The sequence below is a fragment of the Micrococcus sp. KRD128 genome (genome assembly GCF_017168395.1).
In the GTDB taxonomy this organism is placed as follows: domain Bacteria; phylum Actinomycetota; class Actinomycetes; order Actinomycetales; family Micrococcaceae; genus Micrococcus; species Micrococcus luteus.
The window spans coordinates 1-20,806 of record NZ_JABFAX010000010.1; the positions used below are offsets into that span (position 1 = coordinate 1).

19 protein-coding genes and 2 pseudogenes are annotated in these 20,806 nt (G+C 73.6%); 6 read left to right on the forward strand and 15 right to left on the reverse strand.

Features of this window, described 5'->3' with window-relative positions; genetic code table 11:
• Positions 1–239: 239 nt before the first annotated feature.
• The 8 genes from glgB to ispF form a co-directional block, all read right to left on the reverse strand.
• Positions 240–2,567 carry a 1,4-alpha-glucan branching protein GlgB gene (gene glgB / locus J1M44_RS04695; protein WP_002855123.1) on the reverse strand — a complete coding sequence of 776 codons (2,328 nt, stop codon included), beginning with the start codon at positions 2,565–2,567 and terminating at the stop codon, positions 240–242.
• Between the two features lie 40 nt (positions 2,568–2,607).
• Complete coding sequence (locus tag J1M44_RS04700; RefSeq protein ID WP_145032415.1) at positions 2,608–4,707, reverse strand: alpha-1,4-glucan--maltose-1-phosphate maltosyltransferase; 2,100 nt, start codon at positions 4,705–4,707, stop codon at positions 2,608–2,610.
• A gap of 102 nt (positions 4,708–4,809) precedes the next feature.
• On the reverse strand, positions 4,810–5,601 hold the full coding sequence (locus tag J1M44_RS04705) for an ABC transporter ATP-binding protein (protein ID WP_002855120.1): 792 nt from the start codon (positions 5,599–5,601) through the stop codon (positions 4,810–4,812).
• The gene (locus J1M44_RS04710) at positions 5,594–6,583 is read right to left on the reverse strand and encodes an ABC transporter permease (RefSeq protein WP_002855118.1); all 990 of its coding nucleotides are present in this window, start codon (positions 6,581–6,583) and stop codon (positions 5,594–5,596) included. Before J1M44_RS04710 ends, J1M44_RS04705 begins: the two co-directional genes overlap by 8 nt.
• A 130-nt stretch (positions 6,584–6,713) precedes the next feature.
• The gene (locus J1M44_RS04715; protein ID WP_002856492.1) at positions 6,714–7,697 is read right to left on the reverse strand and encodes an ABC transporter substrate-binding protein; all 984 of its coding nucleotides are present in this window, start codon (positions 7,695–7,697) and stop codon (positions 6,714–6,716) included.
• 232 nt (positions 7,698–7,929) lie between these two features.
• Entirely contained in the window at positions 7,930–8,919 is a 990-nt protein-coding gene (gene rlmB, locus J1M44_RS04720) for a 23S rRNA (guanosine(2251)-2'-O)-methyltransferase RlmB (RefSeq protein ID WP_002856490.1), read from the reverse strand.
• Between the two features lie 74 nt (positions 8,920–8,993).
• Positions 8,994–10,451 carry a cysteine--tRNA ligase gene (gene cysS, locus J1M44_RS04725; RefSeq protein ID WP_206480688.1) on the reverse strand — a complete coding sequence of 486 codons (1,458 nt, stop codon included), beginning with the start codon at positions 10,449–10,451 and terminating at the stop codon, positions 8,994–8,996.
• A 73-nt stretch (positions 10,452–10,524) separates the two neighbouring features.
• Positions 10,525–10,998 carry a 2-C-methyl-D-erythritol 2,4-cyclodiphosphate synthase gene (gene ispF / locus J1M44_RS04730; protein WP_342356568.1) on the reverse strand — a complete coding sequence of 158 codons (474 nt, stop codon included), beginning with the start codon at positions 10,996–10,998 and terminating at the stop codon, positions 10,525–10,527.
• 26 nt (positions 10,999–11,024) lie between these two features.
• Here ispF and J1M44_RS04735 point away from each other — a divergent pair.
• Positions 11,025–11,177, forward strand: a pseudogene (locus J1M44_RS04735) (cysteine--tRNA ligase); the annotation flags it as partial.
• Positions 11,178–11,219: 42 nt separating this feature from the next.
• On the opposite strand, the pseudogene J1M44_RS11640 reads toward J1M44_RS04735, so the two are convergent.
• Together J1M44_RS11640 and J1M44_RS04740 are read right to left on the reverse strand one after the other, a co-directional pair.
• A pseudogene (locus J1M44_RS11640) lies at positions 11,220–11,903 on the reverse strand (IspD/TarI family cytidylyltransferase); the annotation flags it as partial.
• Between the two features lie 133 nt (positions 11,904–12,036).
• Complete coding sequence (locus J1M44_RS04740) at positions 12,037–12,519, reverse strand: CarD family transcriptional regulator (RefSeq protein ID WP_002858073.1); 483 nt, start codon at positions 12,517–12,519, stop codon at positions 12,037–12,039.
• Between the two features lie 201 nt (positions 12,520–12,720).
• Here J1M44_RS04740 and J1M44_RS04745 point away from each other — a divergent pair, with 201 nt between their 5' ends.
• On the forward strand, positions 12,721–13,272 hold the full coding sequence (locus J1M44_RS04745; RefSeq protein WP_002858072.1) for a hypothetical protein: 552 nt from the start codon (positions 12,721–12,723) through the stop codon (positions 13,270–13,272).
• 91 nt (positions 13,273–13,363) lie between these two features.
• Here the strand turns inward: J1M44_RS04745 and J1M44_RS04750 are convergent, their stop codons facing one another.
• Positions 13,364–14,044, reverse strand: coding sequence for a response regulator transcription factor (locus J1M44_RS04750; protein WP_002858071.1), 681 nt, complete (start codon positions 14,042–14,044; stop codon positions 13,364–13,366).
• Positions 14,041–15,270, reverse strand: coding sequence for a sensor histidine kinase (locus J1M44_RS04755; protein WP_002858070.1), 1,230 nt, complete (start codon positions 15,268–15,270; stop codon positions 14,041–14,043). Before J1M44_RS04755 ends, J1M44_RS04750 begins: the two co-directional genes overlap by 4 nt.
• 163 nt (positions 15,271–15,433) lie before the next feature.
• Between J1M44_RS04755 and phoU the strand changes: the two genes are divergently transcribed.
• Positions 15,434–16,102, forward strand: a complete 669-nt coding sequence (phoU, locus tag J1M44_RS04760) for a phosphate signaling complex protein PhoU (RefSeq protein ID WP_206480689.1) — start codon at positions 15,434–15,436, stop codon at positions 16,100–16,102.
• Between the two features lie 62 nt (positions 16,103–16,164).
• On the opposite strand, the gene J1M44_RS04765 is transcribed toward phoU, so the two are convergent.
• Positions 16,165–16,923 carry a phosphoglyceromutase gene (locus J1M44_RS04765; protein ID WP_002858068.1) on the reverse strand — a complete coding sequence of 253 codons (759 nt, stop codon included), beginning with the start codon at positions 16,921–16,923 and terminating at the stop codon, positions 16,165–16,167.
• 49 nt (positions 16,924–16,972) lie between these two features.
• Between J1M44_RS04765 and J1M44_RS04770 the strand changes: the two genes are divergently transcribed.
• A complete protein-coding gene (locus tag J1M44_RS04770; RefSeq protein ID WP_049159612.1) occupies positions 16,973–17,815 on the forward strand; it encodes a hypothetical protein in 843 nt (280 codons plus the stop codon).
• A gap of 25 nt (positions 17,816–17,840) precedes the next feature.
• Here the strand turns inward: J1M44_RS04770 and J1M44_RS04775 are convergent, their stop codons facing one another.
• Positions 17,841–18,137 (reverse strand): DUF2516 family protein, encoded by a 297-nt coding sequence (locus J1M44_RS04775; protein WP_012750739.1) that lies wholly within the window; start codon positions 18,135–18,137, stop codon positions 17,841–17,843.
• Positions 18,138–18,218: 81 nt separating this feature from the next.
• Between J1M44_RS04775 and tmk the strand changes: the two genes are divergently transcribed.
• A complete protein-coding gene (gene tmk, locus J1M44_RS04780) occupies positions 18,219–18,878 on the forward strand; it encodes a dTMP kinase (RefSeq protein ID WP_049159615.1) in 660 nt (219 codons plus the stop codon).
• Positions 18,875–20,065 (forward strand): DNA polymerase III subunit delta', encoded by a 1,191-nt coding sequence (locus J1M44_RS04785; protein ID WP_206480690.1) that lies wholly within the window; start codon positions 18,875–18,877, stop codon positions 20,063–20,065. Before tmk ends, J1M44_RS04785 begins: the two co-directional genes overlap by 4 nt.
• A gap of 29 nt (positions 20,066–20,094) precedes the next feature.
• On the opposite strand, the gene J1M44_RS04790 is transcribed toward J1M44_RS04785, so the two are convergent.
• Positions 20,095–20,806, reverse strand: a 712-nt coding sequence (locus tag J1M44_RS04790; RefSeq protein ID WP_241252813.1) for an HAD family hydrolase, incomplete at its 5' end; no start/stop codon positions are given.

The following is a 20,806-nucleotide window of genomic DNA, read 5'->3' on the forward strand; positions in this document are numbered from 1 at the left end:
CGGCATGAATCCGCGGATTCTGTGTTCTTCACCCCGCCTCCCGGTCACCCGGTCGGCGTCTTGAGCACGAGATGGAACTCTACACACGAACCCCACCGAACACAAAATCAGGGGTGACACCCGGCGTGCAGTCCCGGGCGGACGGTCGACTTCCGCGTGTTCTCGCGGATTCCTCGATGCCGTCCGACTCGGTTCGGCACTCCCGCGCCGAGACCGTCGATCGTGACGTGCACCACACGTCAGGGCGTGACCGTCGAGTCCGGATGCGGCTGGAGCCACAGGGTGGTCAGCGCCGGCACGTTCACCGTGACGTGGGCAGGCTGGCCCTGCCACTGGCCCTCATGGGCGGCGATCACCTCGGACTGGCCGGTCTGCTCCCGCCAGCCGTCACCGTGGAAGTCGATCGCGTCGGTGTCCAGCACCACCGTCCACTCCCCTGCGGACGGCACCCCCACCCGGAGCCCCTGACGCGGCGACCCCGAGAGGTTGGTGATGCACAGCAGCGGGGCGCCGCCCGGTTCGGCGGCCGGGACCGCGTCGCCGTCGTCGATCCGCTGCTCCGGCACCACCTGCGCAGCGGGCATGCGGAGGAACACGAGCGTGTTGCCGTCGGCGTCGCCGCCGTCCACCCACGCGAATCCCTCCGGGCTGTGGTCCAGCGACCACAGCGCCGGCTTGCTGCGGTAGAGCGCGTTGAGCTCCCGGATCGTCAGCTGGACCCCGCGGTGCGCCTCGTCCCACGAGACGGGCCAGTCCAGGCCCTCGCCCTCGGACCACTCGCTCGGCTGCGCGTACTCCCCGCCCATGAACAGCAGTTGCTTGCCGGGGTGCGCCCACATGTAGCCGTAGTAGGCGCGCAGGGTGGCCAGCTGCTGCCGGCGGTCGCCCGGGATGCGGCCCAGCAGGGAGCCCTTGCCGTGGACGACCTCGTCGTGGGACAGCGGCAGCACGTAGTTCTCCGAGTAGGCGTACACCATGGAGAACGTCCACTGCCCGTGGTGCCACCGGCGGTTGACCGGGTCCTGGGACAGGTAGGCCAGGGTGTCGTGCATCCAGCCCATGTTCCACTTCTTGCCGAAGCCGAGACCGCCCGCGTCCACGGGAGCGCTCACCCCGGAGAAGGCCGTGGACTCCTCCGCGATCATGTGGACGCCGGGGTGCAGGCGGTACACGGTCGCGTTGACCTCGCGCAGGAAGTCGATGGCCTCGAGGTTGTGGTTGCCGCCGTGCACGTTGGGCTCCCACTGCCCGTCCTCGCGCGAGTAGTCCAGGTAGAGCATCGAGGCGACGGCGTCCACGCGCAGCCCGTCGATGTGGAACTCGCCGAGCCAGTAGAGCGCGTTGGCCACGAGGAAGTTGCGGACCTCGGTGCGGCCGAAGTCGAACACGAGGGTGCCCCAGTCCGGATGCTCGCCCCGCCGCGGGTCCGGGTGCTCGTACAGGGCGGTCCCGTCGAAGCGCGCGAGCGCCCACTCGTCCTTCGGGAAGTGCGCCGGCACCCAGTCCACGATGACGCCGATCCCCGCCCGGTGGAGCGCGTCCACCAGGTGCTTGAACTCGTCCGGGGAGCCGAACCGGGAGGTGGGGGCGTAGTAGCCGGTCACCTGATAGCCCCAGGACCCGCCGAACGGATGCTCCGCGACCGGCAGGAACTCCACATGCGTGAACCCGAGCCACTGCACGTACTCCACGAGCTGCTCGGCCAGCTCGCGGTAGTCGAGCCCGGGCCGCCATGAGCCCAGGTGCACCTCGTAGATGCTCAGCGGACGCTCGTGCGGGTCCGTGACGCGGCGGCGCTCCATCCAGGTGCGGTCCCCGAAGGCGTAGTCGGACTCCAGCACACGCGAGGCCGTGGCCGGGGGGACCTCCGTCCAGCGGGCCAGCGGGTCCGCCTTCTGCCGCCAGAGCCCGTCCCGGCCGAGGATCTCGAACTTGTAGCGGTCGCCGTGACCGATGCCGGGCGCCAGCAGCTCCCACACGCCGGAGGAGCCGAGGGACCGCATGGCGTGGGTCCGGCCGTCCCAGCCGTTGTGGTCGCCCACCACGCGCACGGCCCGCGCGTTCGGCGCCCAGACCGCGAAGGCCGTGCCGACGGCCTCGTCGGCAGAGGTGCGGACCACGCGGGCGCCGAGCACCTCCCACAGCCGTTCGTGCCGGCCCTCCCCGATCAGGTGCAGGTCCAGCTCGCCGAGCGTGGGCAGGTGCCGGTACGCGTCGTCCTGCTCCTGGACGGGGCCGGTCGTGCCGTCCTCGGTCTCATACGCCACCTCGACGCGGTAGTCGCCCGCGGCGGCCCCGGCCACGCGGGGCGTCGGGGCCACGCCCGCGAACACGCCGTCGTGCTCGTGCGTCAGCTCCACCCGCTGCCCGTCGCCGGCGCGGACCACCGTGACCGTGCGCGCCAGCGGGCGCAGCACGCGGTAGGTGACCGCGGCGCCGTCGGGATGCGGATGGGCGCCCAGCACGGTGTGCGGATCGTGGTGCCGGCCCTGCGCGACGGCGGCCAGCACCTCCGGGTCCACGGCGAGCGGGGCGGCGGCGGGACGGGGGGCGGCGGACGGGGTCATGGCGGTTCCTGTTCTGGGGACGGCAGGCGTCGGGAGCGGTTCAGCCGTTCCGGACGACCCGCAGGACGTGGGCGGGCTCGACGTTCGGGTCCAGGCGGACGTACGGGGTGCGGCCCCACTGCCAGCGCTGGCCGGTGAGCAGGTCCTCCACCTCGACGGCCCCGGACGCGTCGCGGTCCTCGGGGCGCAGACGCAGCGCCTCGAGGTCCAGGTCCAGGGTCGCCTCGACGACGTCGTGCGGGTTCGTGGTGACGACGACGATCAGGGTGTCCTCCGCGGGACCGGCGTCGGTGACCGCCTCGGCGTCCCGGTGCGCGCCCTCGGGCCGGGCCGAGCGCGTCTTCGAGAACACGAGCAGGTCCGGGTGCGTCGAGGCGTGCAGGGTCAGGTTCTGCAGGTCGCCCAGCGCCGGGTGCGCAGCGCGGATCTCATTGAGCCGGGTGAGGTACGGGGCGAGCGAGGCACCCGCGGCCTCCGCGCCCTCCCAGTCCCGGGGCCGGTACTCGTACTTCTCGTTGTCGATGTACTCCTCCGCGCCGGGCCGGGCCACGTGCTCGAACAGCTCGAACCCGGCGTAGACGCCCCACAGCGGGCTGGCCGTGGCGGCGACGACGGCGCGGATCCGGAACGCGCCCGGGCCGCCGTGCTGCAGGTACTCCGTGAGGATGTCCGGCGTGTTGACGAAGAGGTTGGGGCGGTAGAACGCCGGCGTCTCGTGCGAGATCTCCTGGAGGTACTCCGCGAGCTCCTCGGCGGTGTTCCGCCAGGTGAAGTACCCGTAGGACTGCTGGAACCCGACCTTGCCCAGGGCGTGCATCATCGCGGGACGGGTGAAGGCCTCGGCGAGGAACACGACGCGCGGCTCCTCGGCGCGGACCTTGGCGATCAGCCACTCCCAGAACCACAGGGGCTTGGTGTGGGGGTTGTCCACGCGGAAGATGTGCACGCCGCGGGCCACCCAGCCCCGCACCACGTCCAGCACCGCCTGGGCGAGGCCGTCCGGGTCGTTGTCGAAGTTCAGCGGGTAGATGTCCTGGTACTTCTTCGGCGGGTTCTCCGCGTACGCGATGGTGCCGTCCACGCGGGTGGTGAACCACTCCGGGTGCGCGGCGACCCACGGGTGGTCCGGGGAGCACTGCAGGGCCAGGTCCAGGGCCACTTCGAGGCCCTCGTCCGCGGCCGTGGCCACGAACGCCTCGAAGTCCTCGACGGTGCCCAGGTCCGGGTGCACGGCGTCGTGTCCGCCCTCGGGCGCCCCGATCGCCCACGGCGAGCCCGGGTCCTGCGGACCGGCCGTCAGCGTGTTGTTCGGACCCTTGCGGTGCGAGGTGCCGATCGGGTGGATCGGCGGCAGGTAGGCGACCTGGAAGCCCATCCGGGCGACCGCCGGGAGCCGGCGGGCCGCCGTCGCGAAGGTGCCGGAGGACCACGTGCCGGAGGCCTCGTCGAAGCGGGCGCCCTCGGAGCGGGGGAAGAACTCGTACCAGGCGCCGCGGCCGGCGAGCTCACGCTGCACGTCCAGCGGGTAGAGCTCGGAGCTTGTGAGGTGCTCCCGCACGGGGCGGGCGTGGAGGACGGCGGACACCTCCGCCGACTCGGCGGAGGCCAGGCGCTGGACCGGGATGAGGGACTCGTCCTCGAGGCCGCGGACGACCTCCTCGAACACGGCGCGGTCCTCGGCCGAGCGCTCCGCGTCCTCGGCGGCCCGGCGGAACAGGGCGGCGCCCTCGGCGAGCATCAGCTCCACGTCGATGCCGGCGGCGATCTTGACGGTGGCCGCGTGCTTCCACGTGCCCACCGGGTCGTCCCAGCCCTCGACCACGAACTGGTGCAGGCCCGGCTCGGCGGGCCGCAGCGTGGCCACGACCTCGTCCAGCCCGGGCCGGCCCGGACGCATCTGCACGCGCTGCACCTCGGCGCCGGCCGGGTCGAGCAGACGGACGGTGGCGCGCACGGAGTCGTGGCCCTCGCGGAACACGGTGGCGCGGACGGGGATGTCCTCGCCGACCACGGCCTTCGCCGGGAACCGGCCGTCCAGCACGACGGGCTGCACGTCCGTCACCGGGATACGCCCCGTGACGGTCTGGAGGCGGACATCGGCTGCGGTGGCGCTCTGGGTGTCGGGCTTCACGGTGCTCACGCCACGACGCTACCCCGCGGCCGCGCCGGTGAGAACGGCCGGCCCGCCCGCCCGCCGTGGGGCGGAGGGGCGGGCCGGGGACGGGGGCGCCGGACGGAGCGCTCAGGACAGCATGGTCTTGTCGTCCACGACGGCACCCTTGATCTTGGCGAACTCGGCCAACAGGTCCGCCGGGGTGCGCCCGGCCTTCTCCTGCTCGTCCAGCTCGAGGATGATCCGGCCGTCGTGCATCATGATCAGCCGGTTGCCGACCTCGAGGGCCTGGGACATGTTGTGCGTGACCATCAGCGTGGTGAGCCGGTGCTCGGCCACCACCTGCCGGGTCAGACGGGTCACCAGCTCCGCCCGGGACGGGTCCAGGGCGGCGGTGTGCTCGTCCAGCAGCAGGATCTTCGGGCCCGAGAACGTGGCCATGAGCAGGCTCAGCGCCTGACGCTGGCCGCCGGAGAGCAGCCCCACCTTGGCGGTGAGGCGGTTCTCCAGGCCGAGCTCGAGCTTCGTGAGCTCGTCGCGGAACGTGGCGCGCCGGGCGCGGGAGACGCCCCGCGAGAGCCCGCGGGCGTGCCCACGTCGCCAGGCCAGGGCCATGTTCTCCTCGATCGTGAGGTTCGGTGCCGTGCCCGCCGTCGGGTCCTGGAACACCCGGCCGATCGAGGCCGCGCGGCGGTGGTCCGGCATGCGGGTGACGTCCTTGCCGCTCACGGCCACGGTGCCGGTGTCCGGGAGCAGCTTGCCGGCGATCGTGTTCAGGATCGTGGACTTGCCGGCGCCGTTGGAGCCGATCACGGTGACGAAGTCGCCCTCGGCCAGGTGCAGGTCGATGCCCTGCAGGGCGCGCCGCTCGTTGACGGTGTTCGGGAAGAAGGTCTTGGAGACCTGCGAGATCTCAAGCACGGGGGGCCTCCTCGGGGACGGATGCGGCGGGGGTGGCGCCGCCCGGCTCGCCGGTCAGGGGCATGCCGGCGGTGGCCGGTGCGGCGGCGGCCGGCCCCGGGGTCGCGGCCGTGCCCCGAGTGCGCAGGCTCAGGCGCTTGGCGAAGCCGAAACGCGGCAGCAGCAGGGCCACGACGACGAGAGCCGCGGAGATCAGCTTCATGTCGTTCGGGCTCAGGCCCGCGTTGAGGGCGAACTGGATGATCAGGCGGTAGAGCACGGCGCCGACGATCACGGCGAGCGTCGCCCAGAAGACCGTGCGCTGGCCGAACACGGCCTGGCCCACGATCACGGACGCCAGGCCCACGAGGATGAGGCCGATGCCCATGGAGATGTCCGCGAAGCCCTGGTACATGGCCAGCAGGGAGCCGCCGAGGGCCACGAGGCCGTTGGAGATCATGAGGCCGAGGATCTTCATCCGGTCCGTGGAGACGCCGTACGAGCGGATCATCTCCTCGTTGTCACCGGTCGCCTGCAGGGCGAGGCCCAGGTCCGTGTGCAGGAACCAGTCGAGGATCAGCTTCACCACGAACACGCCGAGGAAGAGGACGAGGATCGAACCCCAGTTCCGGGCCAGGCCCAGATCGCCGAGCCACGTGAACAGGGTGTCCTGGCCGAGCAGGGGGATGTTGGCCTTGCCCATGATCCGCAGGTTGATCGAGTAGAGCGCGATCATCGTGAGGATGCCGGCGAGCAGGCCGTCGATCCGGCCCTTGGTGTGCAGCAGGCCGGTGACGAGGCCCGCGAGCGCGCCCGCCACGAAGGCGGCGAGCATGGCCAGGGGCACCGGCGTGCCGCCCGTGATGAGCACGGCGGCCGTGGCGGCGCCGGTGGTGAACGAGCCGTCCACCGTGAGGTCGGGGAAGTCGAGGATGCGGAAGGTCAGGTACACGCCGAGCGCGACGACGGCGTAGATCAGACCCAGTTCCACTGCGGTCAGCATGGGGTGGGTGCCTTTCGGGCGGTGCGAGGGGGACGGACGACGGCGGGACGGGGTGGGCCGGCCGTCGACGTGCTCCGCGGCGGCCCGGACCCCGTGGTCCGGGCCGCCGCGGAGGCGGGCAGGCGCGGGATCAGCCCTCGACGAGCTGGTCGGCCCTGTCCTTGAGCTCGGCGGGGATCTCGACGCCGTAGGCCTCGGCGGCCGTCGGGTTCAGCACGAGCTGCAGGTTGGCCGGGTCGGCGTAGCCCACGGGCAGCTCGGCCGGCTTCGCGCCGTCCTTGAGGATCTTCACGGCCATCTCGCCGGCCTGCTTGCCGTGCGCCTTGTAGTCGATGCCGTACGTGCCCAGGGCGCCGCGCTCGACGGAGTCGATGTCCGCCGAGATGACGGGGACGCGCTGCTCCTTGCCGTAGCCCACCACGGTCTCCAGCGCCGAGACGACGGCGTTGTCCGTGGGCACGTAGATGCCGTCCACGCCGGACAGGGACTGCACGCCCTGCTGGACCTCGGACGAGTTGGTGATGGTGGCCTCCTTGACCTCGAGGCCCAGCTCCTTGCCGGCCTCCTTGGCCTGGTCCACCTGGACCTTGGAGTTGGCCTCGCCGGAGTTGTAGACGATGCCGACGGTCGTGGCGTCCGGCTTCACGTCCTTGAGCAGCTGCAGCTGCTCCTTGACCGGGTTGCGGTCCGAGACGCCGGTGACGTTGCCGCCCGGGGCCTCGTCCGAGGCCACGAGCTCAGCGCCCTTCGGATCGGTGACCGCCATGAACACGACCGGCTTGTCCTTCACGGCCGAGGCGGTGCCCTGCGCGGCGGGGGTCGCGATCGCGGCCACGAGGTCCACGTCCCCGTCGTTGGCGAAGGTGGAGGCGATGGAGGTGACGGTGGCCTGCTCGCCCTGGGCGTTCTGCTCCTCGAACGTCACGTCCAGGCCGGCGTCCGTGAACGCCTCCTTGAAGCCCTCGGCCGCGCCGTCGAGCGCCGGGTGGGAGACGAGCTGGTTGATGCCCACGGTGTAGGAGCCGGAACCGCCGGAGCCGGAGTCGCCGCACGCCGTGAGCCCGAGGGCGGCGACGGCGAGGGCGGCGGTGAGGGGGAGGGAGCGGTGCTTCATGAGACGGACCTCGTTCTGATGGTGCGGTGCGGGATGCGCTCGCCGACGGGGGCCCGTCGGACACAGTGCAGACACTGTGCGCGGTGACACGCATCACGGGCAAGACGTGCGCGCATCCACGCGACATCCTGCCATGTGATCGGCGTCACCGTGGACACTCTGCGCCCGTCGGCGCCGTGCGCCACACCCGCGTCCCCGCCCGGCCGTCATCCCGGGCGGGACGCCGTGGAGGTCAGCGCCCGCCGGCGCGCTGCACCGAGATCTCGTACAGGGAGATGCCCACCGCCATCGAGGCGTTGAGGGACTCCATCGTCGAGTCGATCGGGATGGACACGATCTGCTGGCAGTGCTCCCGCACCATGCGGGACAGACCCTTGCCCTCGGCCCCCACCACGAGCACGAGCGGCTCCGTGGCCAGGGCGAGCCCGGGCAGGGAGACGTCCCCGCCGCCGTCGAGGCCCAGCACGAAGTAGCCAGCCTTGTGCAGGTCGACGAGGGTGGTGTTCAGGTTGCCGGCCTGGGCCACGGGCACCCGCGCGGCCGCGCCGGCCGAGGTGCGCCAGGCGGTGGCGGTCACGCCGACGGAGCGGCGCTCGGGCACGATCACGCCGTCCGCGTCGAACGCGGAGCCGGCCCGGATGATGGCGCCGAGGTTGCGGGGGTCGGTGATGCCGTCGAGCGCGATCAGCAGCGGCGGGGTCCGCAGGTGCCCCTTCTCGTGCTTCGCGAGCGCGTCGAGGGCCAGGGCCGTGGCGTCGGCGTACTCATAGGGCGGGATCTGCAGCACGATGCCCTGGTGTACGGCCTCGCCGGAGAGGCGGTCCAGCTCCGGCTTGGTGTTCTCCAGGACCGGCACGCCCTGCTCGAGGCAGAGGCGCAGGGCCTCCTTGACGCGGTCGTCCATCTCGATGCGCACGGCCACGTGCAGCGCCTTGGCGGGGATGCCCGCGCGCAGCGCCTCGAGCACGGGGTTGCGGCCGGAGACGGTCTCGTCCGTGAGCTTCACGCGGCCGCGGACCTGGTCCGTCACGGGGCCGCGCTTGGCGGCCGAGCGCTCGGCCAGCTGCTTAGCACGGTGCGCCTTGTGGTAGACCCGGTCCTCGGCCTTGGGGGTGGGTCCGCGGCCCTCGAGCGCCTTGCGACCGTGGCCGCCGGTGCCCTTCATGGGGCCCTTCTTGCCCTTGGGCTTGCGGGATCCGCCGGAGCGGGGTGCGGTGGACATGGCGGGACTCCTGCGTGCCGGGAACGGGGGCGGCGGCACGCGGGGCGCCGCCGGATCGCCCTCCAGTCTAGGTGTCAGTCCGCCAGGCGCCATGTGGCGCCGTCGGCACCGTCCTCCAGCACGACGCCGGCCGCGGCCAGCGCGTCCCGGATGCGGTCCGCGGTGGCCCAGTCCTTGTCCGCGCGGGCCTGCGCCCGCGCCTCGATCTGCGAGCGGACGAGCGAGTCGAGGGCGTCCGACACCGGGCCGGCCGCGGCGTCGTCACCCTCGGGCACGTCGTCCAGGCCCAGCACCGCGGTCATGGCCTCCACCTCGGCCAGGCGGGCGGCCGCGGCGTCGAGGTCCTGCCCGGCCAGCGCCGAGTTGCCGGCACGCACGGCCTCGTGCAGGGCCGCGAGCGCCTGGGGCACGTTCAGGTCGTCCTCCATGGCGGTGCGGAAGGCGGCGGGCACGCGGTCCGCGAGCGCCCCGTCGGGGGCGGGCGGGACGGCACCCGCGGCGCGGGCGCGGGCCGTGAAGCCCTCGATGCGCTCGACGGCGGCCTCGGCCTCGTCGAGGGCGCCGGGCCGGTAGTCGAGCTGGGAGCGGTAGTGGGCCTGCCCCAGGAAGTAGCGCACCGCCGTCGGGCGGGCCATGCCGAGCATCTCCTCGGGGGAGATCGTGTTGCCCACGGACTTGGACATCTTCTCCCCGCCGTAGGTGACGAGCCCATTGTGCAGCCAGAAGCGGGCGAAGCCGTCACCGGCGGCCGTCGACTGGGCCAGCTCATTCTCGTGGTGCGGGAACCGCAGGTCCAGGCCGCCGCCGTGGATGTCGAACTCGGCGCCGAGGTACTTCGTGGACATGGCCGAGCACTCCAGGTGCCATCCGGGGCGGCCGACCCCCCAGGGCGAATCCCACACGGCGGTGGCGGGCTCGCCGGGCTTGGCACCCTTCCACAGGGCGAAGTCGCGGGGGTCGCGCTTGCCGCGCGGGTCGGCGTCGGGCGCGTCCTGCATGTCCTCCACGCGCTGGCGGGTGAGCTCGCCGTAGCGCTCCCACGACCGGACGTCGAAGTAGACGTCGCCCGAACCGTCCTGCGCGGGGTAGGCGTGGCCGCGCTCCATCAGGCGCTCGATGAGCGCGAACATCTCGGGCACGTGGCCGGTGGCGCGCGGCTCGTAGGTGGGACGGCGGACGCCGAGGGCGAGGTAGGCGGCGTCGAACGCCTTCTCGAACCGGTAGGCCAGGGCCCACCACGGCTCGCGGGCCGGGTAGAGGTCCGAGGCCTCGAAGCCGGCCTCGTGGGAGGCGGCCGAGCGGTCGAGGATCTTGTCGTCGATGTCCGTCACGTTCCGCACCGAGGTGACGCGCAGCCCCGTGGCCTCGAGCCAGCGGATGAGGATGTCGAACACGATCGCGCTGCGCACGTGGCCCACGTGCGGCATGCCCTGCACCGTGGCCCCGCAGTAGTACACCGACGCCTCGCCGGGCACGAGGGGCTCGAAGTCCCGGATCTGCGCGGTGCGGGTGTCGTAGAAGCGCTGGGCCATGGGGGCGCGGTCCTTCCGGAGGGGCGGGGTCCTGACGGGGCTCTGCCAGCCTAGTCGGTGCGCCGGCGCGGGCTCAGGCCGCAGGGATGACGAGCGCGGTCGCGATCCCGACCAGCCCCTCCTTGCGCCCGATGAACCCCAGCCGGTCCGTGGTGGCGGCGGAGACGGACACGGGGGCCCCGCCGAGGGCGGTGGACAGGGCGGCCTCCATCTCCGCGCGGCGCGTGCCCACCTTGGGCCGGGGGGCGACCACCTGGACCGCCACGTTCCCGACGGCGACGCCCGCCTCCGTCAGCAGGCGCAGCACCTCGCGGAGCATGTCCGCGCCGGAGGCGTCCGCCATCTCGGGCCGGTCGACGCCGAACACGGCCCCGAGGTCACCGAGGCCGGCGGCGGAGAGCAGGGCGTTGCACGCCGCGTGGGCGGCCACGTCCCCGTCCGAGGTCGCGGCCACGCCCCGCTCACCGGGCCAGTGGATGCCGCCGAGCCACAGGGGCCGGGGGGCATCCTCGGGTGCCCACGCGTGCACGTCGGTGCCGATCCCCACGCGCGGCAGGGGGGCGGCCGCGACGGCGGGGCGGCGGCCACGTGCCCGAGATGTTCGCGCTCATCGAGCGCCTGATGGAGCGCGGCCACGCCTACCCCGCGCAGGACGGTTCGGGCGACGTCTACTTCGACGTCCGGTCGTGGGAGCGCTACGGCGAGCTCGAGGCGGGCGAGGTCGAGGTCGGCGGGGGCGGTGACCTTGAACGCGGCCGGGTCGCCGGGCACCACCACGACCTCGTGCCCCGCGGCCTCCATGACCATCGCGTCGTCGGTGAGCGCCGCGGCGTCGAGCGTGGGGTCCGTGCGCACGGCCTCGTGGGCCGCCAGCAGGGTGTCCAGGTCGAAGCCTTGCGGCGTCTGGATCGCGCGCAGTCCGGCGCGGGCCGGCGTGGCCGCGACGACGTCGACGCCGCCCCGTCCGGAGGTGACCTGCTTGACGGTGTCCGTCAGCGGCAGGCCCGGGACCACGGCGACCGCGCCGGTCTCGAGCGCCGCCGTGACGGCAGCGAACACGCTCGGCGGGGTCAGCGCGCGGGCCGCGTCGTGGACGAGGACGCGGCGGGGCGCCCCTGCCGGGGCGAGGTCGGCCAGAGCGCGGGAGGCCGCGGCGAGTCCGGCGCGGACCGAGTCCGCGCGCTCGACGCCGCCGGGCACGCAGTGCACGGGCACATCCAGGCGCGGGCCGGCGTCGACCTCGGCGGCCACGCGGCCGGCGTCGGCCTCCGCCGGCGGGGTGAGCACCACGACGGCGTCCAGGGCGAGCCCGGCGGCGCGTGCGGCGGCGACGGACGCCAGGCAGTGGTGCAGGAGGGTGCGGCCGTCCGCGAGGGGGGCGAGGGCCTTGGGCAGCCCGGCGCCGAGGCGGGTGCCGGCGCCGGCGGCGGCGATCACGAGGGCGGTGGGCATGGCCTCATCCTAGGGAGCGCGCCGGTGTCCGCGGCCCGGGACCCCCGACGGCGGCGACGGCCGTGACCGGGGGCGAGGCAGGGGAGGGGCCCGCGTCGTGGACGCGGGCCCCTCCCCTGCCGTGTGCTGCTCGTCAGCCCTCGAGCACCTTGTCCAGGCGGCCTTCGGCCTCCTCCTCGGTGACCTTCTTGGCCAGCGCCAGCTCGGACACGAGCACCTGGCGGGCCTTCGAGAGCATGCGCTTCTCGCCGGCGGACAGGCCGCGGTCCTGGTCGCGGCGCCACAGGTCACGGACGACCTCGGCCACCTTGTTGACGTCGCCGCTGGCGAGCTTCTCCAGGTTGGCCTTGTAGCGGCGGGACCAGTTGGTCGGCTCCTCCACGTGCTCGGCCCGCAGGACCTCCATGACGTGCTCGAGCCCCTCCGCATCCACGACGTCACGCACGCCGACGAGGTCGACGTTCTCCGCAGGGACCTCGATGGTCAGGTCTCCCTGTGCCACCTTGAGCTTGAGGTACATCTTCTCCTCCCCCTTGATGGTGCGCATCTTGATCTCCTCGATCCGCGCAGCACCGTGGTGGGGGTAGACGACGGTCTCTCCGACCTCAAAAACCATGTTGTTGTGCCCCTTTCAGTCGTCTCATTCTATCATGCGGCCTCGTCATGCCGCGCGTGCCGTCACATCTTCGGCCTCCGGATGTGATAGTGGAGGACCCCGCGCCACACGCCTGTCGGCGTCCCGGGATGCGGTAGCCTGACCTGGCAGGACCCCTGCCTCGGGGCTCCTGAGCACGTCATCGCACCTGAGGAGACCTCTGTGAAGAACGCATCCCGGCCCGCCCGGCGCCACCTCGCCGCAGGTGCGCTGGCCGCGGTCGCCCTGCTGGGCGCCACCGGCTGCTCCGCCGTGAGCCCGATCGCCACCGCCATCCAGTACTCCGCCTCGGACGGCATCAACGGCCAGGAGCAGGACTTCCTGAGCTACCGCAACCTCGCCCTCGTCGGCGACGGCGAGTCGGGTCCCGCCCGCCTGATCGGCACCGTGGAGAACACCTCCGGCCAGGACCAGACCTACACCTTCCAGGCCGAGGGCGGCAGCTCCGCGACCCTGAGGGTCCCCGCCGGCGAGAGCCGCAAGCTCGAGGACGACGCGAACACGACCGTCCTGGAGCGCGAGGGCGTGTGGGTCGGCGAGAACCTGCCCGTGACCGTCTCCGGCACCGGCGGCACCGCCGACCTGGCCGTCCCGCTGCTGAGCGCCACCCAGGAGCAGTACCGTGACCTGCTCCCCGAGGGCGTCGAGCCCGCAGACGAGGATCTCGTCGGGCACCTCCACGAGGAGACCCACCACTACGGCGAGGAGCACTGACCTCCGCCGGGCCCGCGCCCGGCACGCCACGGCCCCGGCCCCACCGCGAGGTGGAGCCGGGGCCGTCGTCGTCCCGGGCGGAGCGCGTCGGTCAGGCCTCGAACTTGTAGCCCAGACCGCGCACCGTGACGAGGTAGCGGGGGCTCGAGGGGTCGGGCTCGATCTTGGAGCGCAGGCGCTTCACGTGCACGTCGAGGGTCTTGGTGTCCCCCACGTAGTCGGAGCCCCACACGCGGTCGATCAGCTGGCCGCGGGTGAGCACGCGCCCGGCGTTGCGCAGCAGCATCTCCAGCAGCTCGAACTCCTTGAGGGGCAGGGACACCTGCTCGCCGTCCACGGAGACGACGTGCCGCTCGACGTCCATGCGCACGGGGCCGGCGCTGATGGTCGCCGACATCGGCTCCTCCTGCTCCCCCTGACGGCGCAGCACGGCGCGGACGCGGGCCACCAGCTCGCGCGAGGAGTACGGCTTGGTCACGTAGTCGTCCGCGCCGAGCTCGAGGCCGACGACCTTGTCGATCTCCGAGTCCTTCGCGGTCAGCATGATCACGGGGACGTTGGAGCGCTGGCGCACCTGACGGCACACCTCGGTGCCGGACATCCCCGGGAGCATCAGGTCCAGGAGGATCAGGTCCGCGCTGTCGCGCTCGAAGACGCTCAGCGCCTCGTTGCCGTCGGCGGCGACGGTGACCTCGAACCCCTCCTTCTCCAGGAGGTAGGACAGGGGGTCGCTGAACGACTCCTCGTCCTCCACGATCAGAATGCGGCTCATGCGCTCGTCTCCTTCCGGGTCGGGTGTGCGGCCGAGGCGGTCACCCGGTGACCGCGCCGCTCGGTGACGTGGGCGGCGCCCGGCGCGCCGTCGACGGCGACACCGTCCCCCCACTCGGGCAGGCGGATGGTGAAGGTCGACCCGCGGCCCGGCTGGGACCAGAGGGTGACCTCCCCTCCGTGGTTGATGACGACGTGCTTGACGATGCTCAGCCCCAGGCCCGTGCCGCCCGTCTGGCGCGACCGCGCCGCGTCCACGCGGTAGAAGCGTTCGAAGACCCGCTCCTGCTCCTCCGGGCTGATGCCGATGCCCTGGTCCGTGACGGTGACCTGCGCGAGCCCGTCCACGGAGCTCAGGCCGATGCCCACCGTGGTGCCCTCCGGGGAGTAGCGCACCGCGTTGTCCACCAGGTTGCGCACCGCGGTCATCAGCTGGTCCTGGTCCCCGTGCACCACCGCGTCCACGCGGCCGCCCACGCGCAGCGCGATGCCGCGGTCCTCGGCGGTCAGGCGCAGGCGGTCCACGGCATCGGCGACGACGGCGTTGAGGTCCACGGGCCCCCCGTCCTGGACCACGTCCTTGGCCTGCAGCCGGGAGAACTCGATGATGTCCTGCACGAGGGCCGTGAGCCGGCGGGACTCGACGCCCAGCCGTGCGGCGAAGCGACGCACCGCCTCCTCGTCCTCCGCGGCGTCGCCGATGGCCTCGGAGAGCAGGGAGATGGCACCCACCGGCGTCTTGAGCTCGTGCGAGACGTTGACGACGAAGTCGTGGCGCATGGCCTCGGTGCGGGTCACGTCCGTGCGGTCGTCGGCCAGGATCAGGATGTACTCCTCGTCCAGCGGGGCCACGCGCAGCTCGACGACGAGGCTCGACTGCCCGAGGGGTCCTCGGGGCAGCTCCATGCGGCGCTCGACGATGACGCCGTCGGCCCGCACGGTCCGCGTGAGCTCCCGCAGCTGGTCCTGGACGAGCGAGTGCCCCCGCACGAGGCCCAGGGCGTAGGCCGCGGGGTTCGCCCGCACCACACCGTCGACGTCGTCCACCACCGCGTACGCGCGGCCGACCACGGAGAGGACCTCGGCGGCGCCCGGCGCCAGGGTGGGTTCGCCGACCGTCAGGTCCACCGTCCGCGAGCGCTCGGACGCCCGGAAGGCCAGCATGGAGGCCACTCCGGTGAACAGTCCGACCGCTCCGCACAGCAGGCCGATGATGACGGGATCCACGGCACCAGACTAGCCTCTGGCGGCCCGGAGACGGGCTGCCCCGGCCCCGCCAGACGCCGGACGATCGGCGTTCATGGGCCGTTCATCTTGCCCTGGCAGGATGGGCCGCTGCCCCGCGGACTCGGGGTCGGCGGCGCACGGGCGTCGCCGGGGAGAGGAGACCATGCGCGAGCTCTACCGAGCCGACCTCGAACGGCTGGGCCGCGACCTGACCGAGATCGCCCGCCTGGTGCACCGCGCCATGATGGACGCGCAGGCCGCCCTCGAGGCGGCCGACGTGCACGGCGCCGAACGGGTCATCTCGGAGGACGCGCGGATCGACCAGCTGCAGGAGTCCCTCGACGAGCAGGCCGTGCGCATCCTGGCGCTGCAGGCGCCCGTGGCCACGGACCTGCGCACCGTCGTCGCCACGCTGCGGATGAGCTCCTCGCTCGAGCGCATGGGCGACCTCGCCCGCCACGTGGCCCAGCTGACCCGGCTGCGCTACCCCGAGCATGTCATCCCGGAGCCGGTCCGGACCGTGTTCACCGCGATGTGCGACGCCGCCGTGGAGGTGGCCGAGGAGGTCGTCCTGCTGCTCGAGACCCAGGACCTGGCGCACGGGGACCGGATCGACACCCTCAACGAGGACGTCAACGCGCTGCACGTGTCCGTCTTCCGCGCGATCGCCGCCTCGGACTGGAGCGCGACGCCGGCCACCACCACGGACGTCACGCTGGCCTCCCGCTACCTCGAGCGGTTCACGGACCACGGCCTGTCCGTGGCCGCCAAGGTGCGCTATCTCGTCACGGGCGAGTGGGCGACCCACCGCCCGGACGCCACCGGCTCCTGACCGTCCCCGACGCCACGGGCCGGGCCCCCGAGCGGGGGCCCGGCCCGTCGTCGTCGGGCGCGTCAGTGCGCGGAGCCCTGGGCGGCCACGGCGGCGGCGCCGGCCGCGGCGGCCTCCGGGTCGAGGTAGCGGCCGTTCGCGGTGATCGGCTTGAAGTTCTGGTCCAGCTCGTACACCAGCGGGATGCCCGTCGGGATGTTCAGGCCCGCGATGTCCTCGTCCGAGATGCCGTCCAGGTGCTTGACCAGCGCGCGCAGCGAGTTGCCGTGCGCGGCGATCAGCACGGTCTTGCCGGCCTTGAGGTCGGGCAGGACCTGCTCCTCCCAGTAGGGCAGCAGGCGGTCGACGACCTGCTTGAGGGCCTCGGTGCGGGGGGCGTCCTTGCCCAGGTCCGCGTAGCGCTCGTCGCCGACCTGGGAAAACTCGGAGTCGTCGTCCAGGGCGGGCGGCGGGGTGTCGAAGGACCGGCGCCAGACCATGAACTGCTCCTCGCCGAACTCCTCCTTCACCTGGGCCTTGTCCTTGCCCTGGAGGGCGCCGTAGTGGCGCTCGTTCAGGCGCCAGCTGCGCTTGACCGGGATCCACTGGCGGTCCGCAGCCTCGAGGGCCAGGTTGGCCGTGGTGATGGCGCGCTTGAGCAGCGACGTGTGGACCACGTCCGGGCGGAGGCCCTCCGCCTCCAGCAGCTCACCGCCGCGGGCGGCCTCGGCGCGCCCCTTCTCGGTCAGCGGGACGTCCACCCAGCCGGTGAACAGGTTCTTCTCGTTCCATTCGCTCTGACCGTGCCGCAGCAGGACCAGCGTGTACGTGGTGTTCGCCATGTCACCATCCTAGGCGGACCCGTCCCGCCGCTCCCCTACGCTGGAGCCCATGGTGGAGAAGGCCCGGCGGCTGCGCGCGCGCACGACGCCCGGCCCAGTCCCGACACGGGGCCCGCAGGGCCACATCACCCGCGGCACGACGGCGGCGCAGCGGATGCGCCGGGTGGACCGCTGGCTCACGGACGTGCACGGGCCCCTGCTGCGGCGCACTCCCCGCCCGCTGGCCGTGGACCTGGGCTTCGGCGCGGAGCCGGTGACCGCCGTCGAGATGGCCGAGCGGCTGCGCGTGCAGAACCCGGCCCTCGAGCTGGTGGGCCTCGAGATCGACCCCGCTCGGGTGGCCCGGGCCCGGGAGCGGGCCGGCGGCCTGCCGGGGGTCACCTGGGCGGTCGGCGGCTTCGAGCTGCCCGTGCCGCGGCCGCCCACCGTGGTGCGCGCGTTCAACGTGCTGCGCCAGTACCGGGAGGAGGACGTGCCCGCGATCTGGTCTCTGCTGTGCGCGGGGCTCGCCGACGACGGCGTCCTCGTGGAGGGCACCTGCTCCGAGGACGGTCGGCGGGCGGCCTGGGTGGATCTGCGCCGGGATGGGCCGGCGAGCCTGACCGTGGCCCTCAGGCTGGGCTCCTTCGCCCGCCCCTCGGACGTGGCGGCGCGCCTGCCGAAGGTCCTCATCCACCGGCACGTGCCCGGCGAGCCCGTCCATCGGCTCCTGGCGGAGGCCGACGCCGCGTGGGCCGCGCACGCCCCGCTCGCGGCCTACGGGACGCGGCAGCGGTGGCTGGCGACGGTCGGCACGCTGCGCTCGGCGGGCTGGCCCGTGCTGGGCGGCCCGCACCAGTGGCGGCGCGGGGAGCTGAGCGTGCGCTGGGCGGCGGTGGCGCCGTCGTCATGAGGGCGGCGCCGACGGCGCGGGGCCCTCAGCGGCGCAGGGCCGGACCCATGTCCTGGCGGGGGCCGGCGAGGTAGACGCACGCCACGCACGCGGCCACCAGGCCGAACATGCCCATCCCGCCGCCCGCGAGCACGCCGAGGAGCCCGACGACGGCGGCGACGCCGGTCAGGATCAGCCAGAAGCTCCTGTCCCGGCCCCCGATGCGGGCGAAGTCGTCGGGGCGGCGCCGGACGACGTCCACCAGCGCCCAGACCTCGAGCACGAGCGCGGCGATCGCCAGGACGCGGAACAGCCAGTGGTCGAAGAGGAGGGCGACGTGCATGGGGGCGCTCATGCCGGTCAGTCTAGGCGGTCGGCCCGGCCGGGTTCCTTCCCCGTCCGGGGCGGCGTCTAGGCTCGAGGCGTGAGCACCCAGACCGAGCATCGCGGCCTGTTCGTCGCCGTCGAGGGGCCGGACGGATCCGGCAAGTCCACCCAGGCCCGCGCCCTGACCGAGGCCCTGCGCGCCGCGGGCCACGAGGTGGTGCTCACCCGCGAGCCCGGCGGCTCGGACCTGGGCGAGACGCTGCGGGAGCTGCTGCTGGACCCCGAGCACGCCCCCGTGGACCCCCGCACCGAGGCGCTGCTGTTCGCCGCGGCCCGGTCCGCCCATGCCGTCCGCACGCTGCGTCCCGCGCTGGCTCGGGGCGCCGTCGTCGTCACGGACCGGTACGTGGACTCGTCCGTGGCCTACCAGGGCGCGGCGCGCGGGCTGGGCGAGGCGCGGATCGCCGCCCTGAACGAGTGGGCCACGGACGGGCTCGTCCCCGATCTGACGGTGCTGATCGACGTGGACGCGGCCACCGCCGCGGACCGGCGTGAGCGCCGCGCGGCGGGGGGCGAGGGCGCCCCCGACCGCATGGAGCGGGAGACGGCGGACCGGCACGAGGCCCTGCGCGCCGCCTTCCTCGCCCGCGCGGCGGCCGCGCCCGAGCGGTACCTCGTGCTCGACGGCGCGCTGCCGCCACAGGAGCTCACCGCCCGCGCGCTGGCCCGCGTCACCGCCCAGGCGGCCGACCGATGACGGCCCCCGCACCTGCCGTGTTCGCGGACCTCGCGGGCCAGGAGGCCGCGGTGGCCCAGCTGCGCCGCGCCGCGGCCGAGGACCGCCCCACCCACGCCTGGATGTTCACGGGCCCGCCCGGCTCCGGCCGATCGACGGCCGCGCGGGCGTTCGCCGCGGCCCTGCAGTGCGAGGTCGCGGACCCGGCGGCGCGCGGCTGCGGCGAGTGCCACGCGTGCCGCACCGTCCTCGGCGGCACCCACCCGGACGTGACCGTGCTGGCCACCGAGGCGGTGAGCTATCGGATCGAGGACGTCCGCGCCCTCGTGGAGGCCGGCCAGTCCACCCCCGCGACCGGGCGCTGGCGGATCTTCCTCATGGAGGACGCGGACCGCATGACGGAGCGCGCCACGAACGTGCTCCTCAAGGCCATCGAGGAGCCGCCGGCCCGCACGATCTGGATGCTGTGCACCCCGTCCCCCGCGGACGTGCTCCCCACCGTCCGCTCCCGCTGCCGGCTGATCACGCTGAGCATCCCCACGGTGGAGCAGGTGGCGGAGCTGCTGCACCGCCGCGACGGGCTGGACCGCGAGACCGCACTCACCACCGCGCGGATCTCCCAGTCGCACGTGGGCATGGCCCGCCGCCTCGCGCGGGACCCGGACGCCCTCGAGCGTCGCGAACGCATCCTCTCCCTGCCGCTCCAGGCCACCGCCGTCTCCGACGCGATGGCGCTGGCCGCCACGCTGGCCGAGGTGTCCAAGGCCGAGGCCGAGTCCGCCGCCGAAGCCCGGGACGCCGAGGAGCTCGAGGCGCTGCGCCGCTCCCTGGGCCTCGAGCCCGGCGAGCCCGTCCCGCCCAAGCTCCGCCACCACGTCAAACGGCTCGAGGAGGACCAGACCCGACGGCGGCGCCGCGCCGTCCGGGACTCGCTGGACCGGGCCATGATCGACGTCATGGGCCTGTTCCGGGACGTGCTGCGCGTGCAGCTGGGGGCCGACGGCGAGCTCATCAACGAGCACCGCCGGGGCGAGATCGAGGCGTACGCCCGCGGCGCCGCCGGTGACTCGGCCGAGGTGCTCGCCCGGATCGACGCCGTCACCACGGCCCGCGAACGCATCGCCGCCAACGTGCCGGAGCAGCTGGCCCTCGAAGCCATGATGCTGGCGCTGCTGCCCCGCCGAGTGCGCACCCCGCGACGTCGCTGAGCGGCCGCGCGGGGCGGACCGGCGCCGGCTCAGCGGGTGCGGACCACCAGGTCCGGCACATCGGCCAGGCCCGGCACCACCCGGTCCGCGCCCGCCGCGAGCAGGACGTCGTCCGCGTCGCGACCCGTGCGCACCCCGACCACGAGTCCGGCCCCCGCGCGGCGCCCGGCCGTCATGTCCTCCGCGGTGTCCCCGACCACGAGGACGCTGCGGACGTCGTCCAGGTCGAGACCGAGCAGGGCGGTGAGGATCATGTCCGGGTAGGGGACGCCGCGGCCGGCGTCGTCCGGGGAGAGGCTCAGATCCGCCAGGCCCATCCACCCCAGCGACTCGAGGATCATGTTCTGGGTGTGGCGGGCGTAGCCGGTGCACAGGCACACGTGCAGGCCGAGCGCACGCAGGCGGACGAGCGCCTCCTCCGCGCCCCGCACGGCCCGGACGCCGTGCTCGGCCAGCAGCGCGTCGAAGGCCGCCTCGAACGTGCGGGTCGCCGCCGCGGCCACCGCCCGGTCGGCGAACACGCGGGGGAACACGGCCGTGCGCGAGGTGGGCCGGAGCGCGCGGAACCGCCGCGCGGCGTCGTCGTGCTCCGGTGTGCCCGCCGGGACGCCGTGCTGGTCCAATGTGCGGGCGAACGCCGTGTCCTGGAGCCCGTGCTCCACGATGGACGTGCCGGACATGTCCACCACGGCCAGGCGGAGGGGCACGGCCGACGAGGCCGCGGCGGGGGGTGCGGGGGTG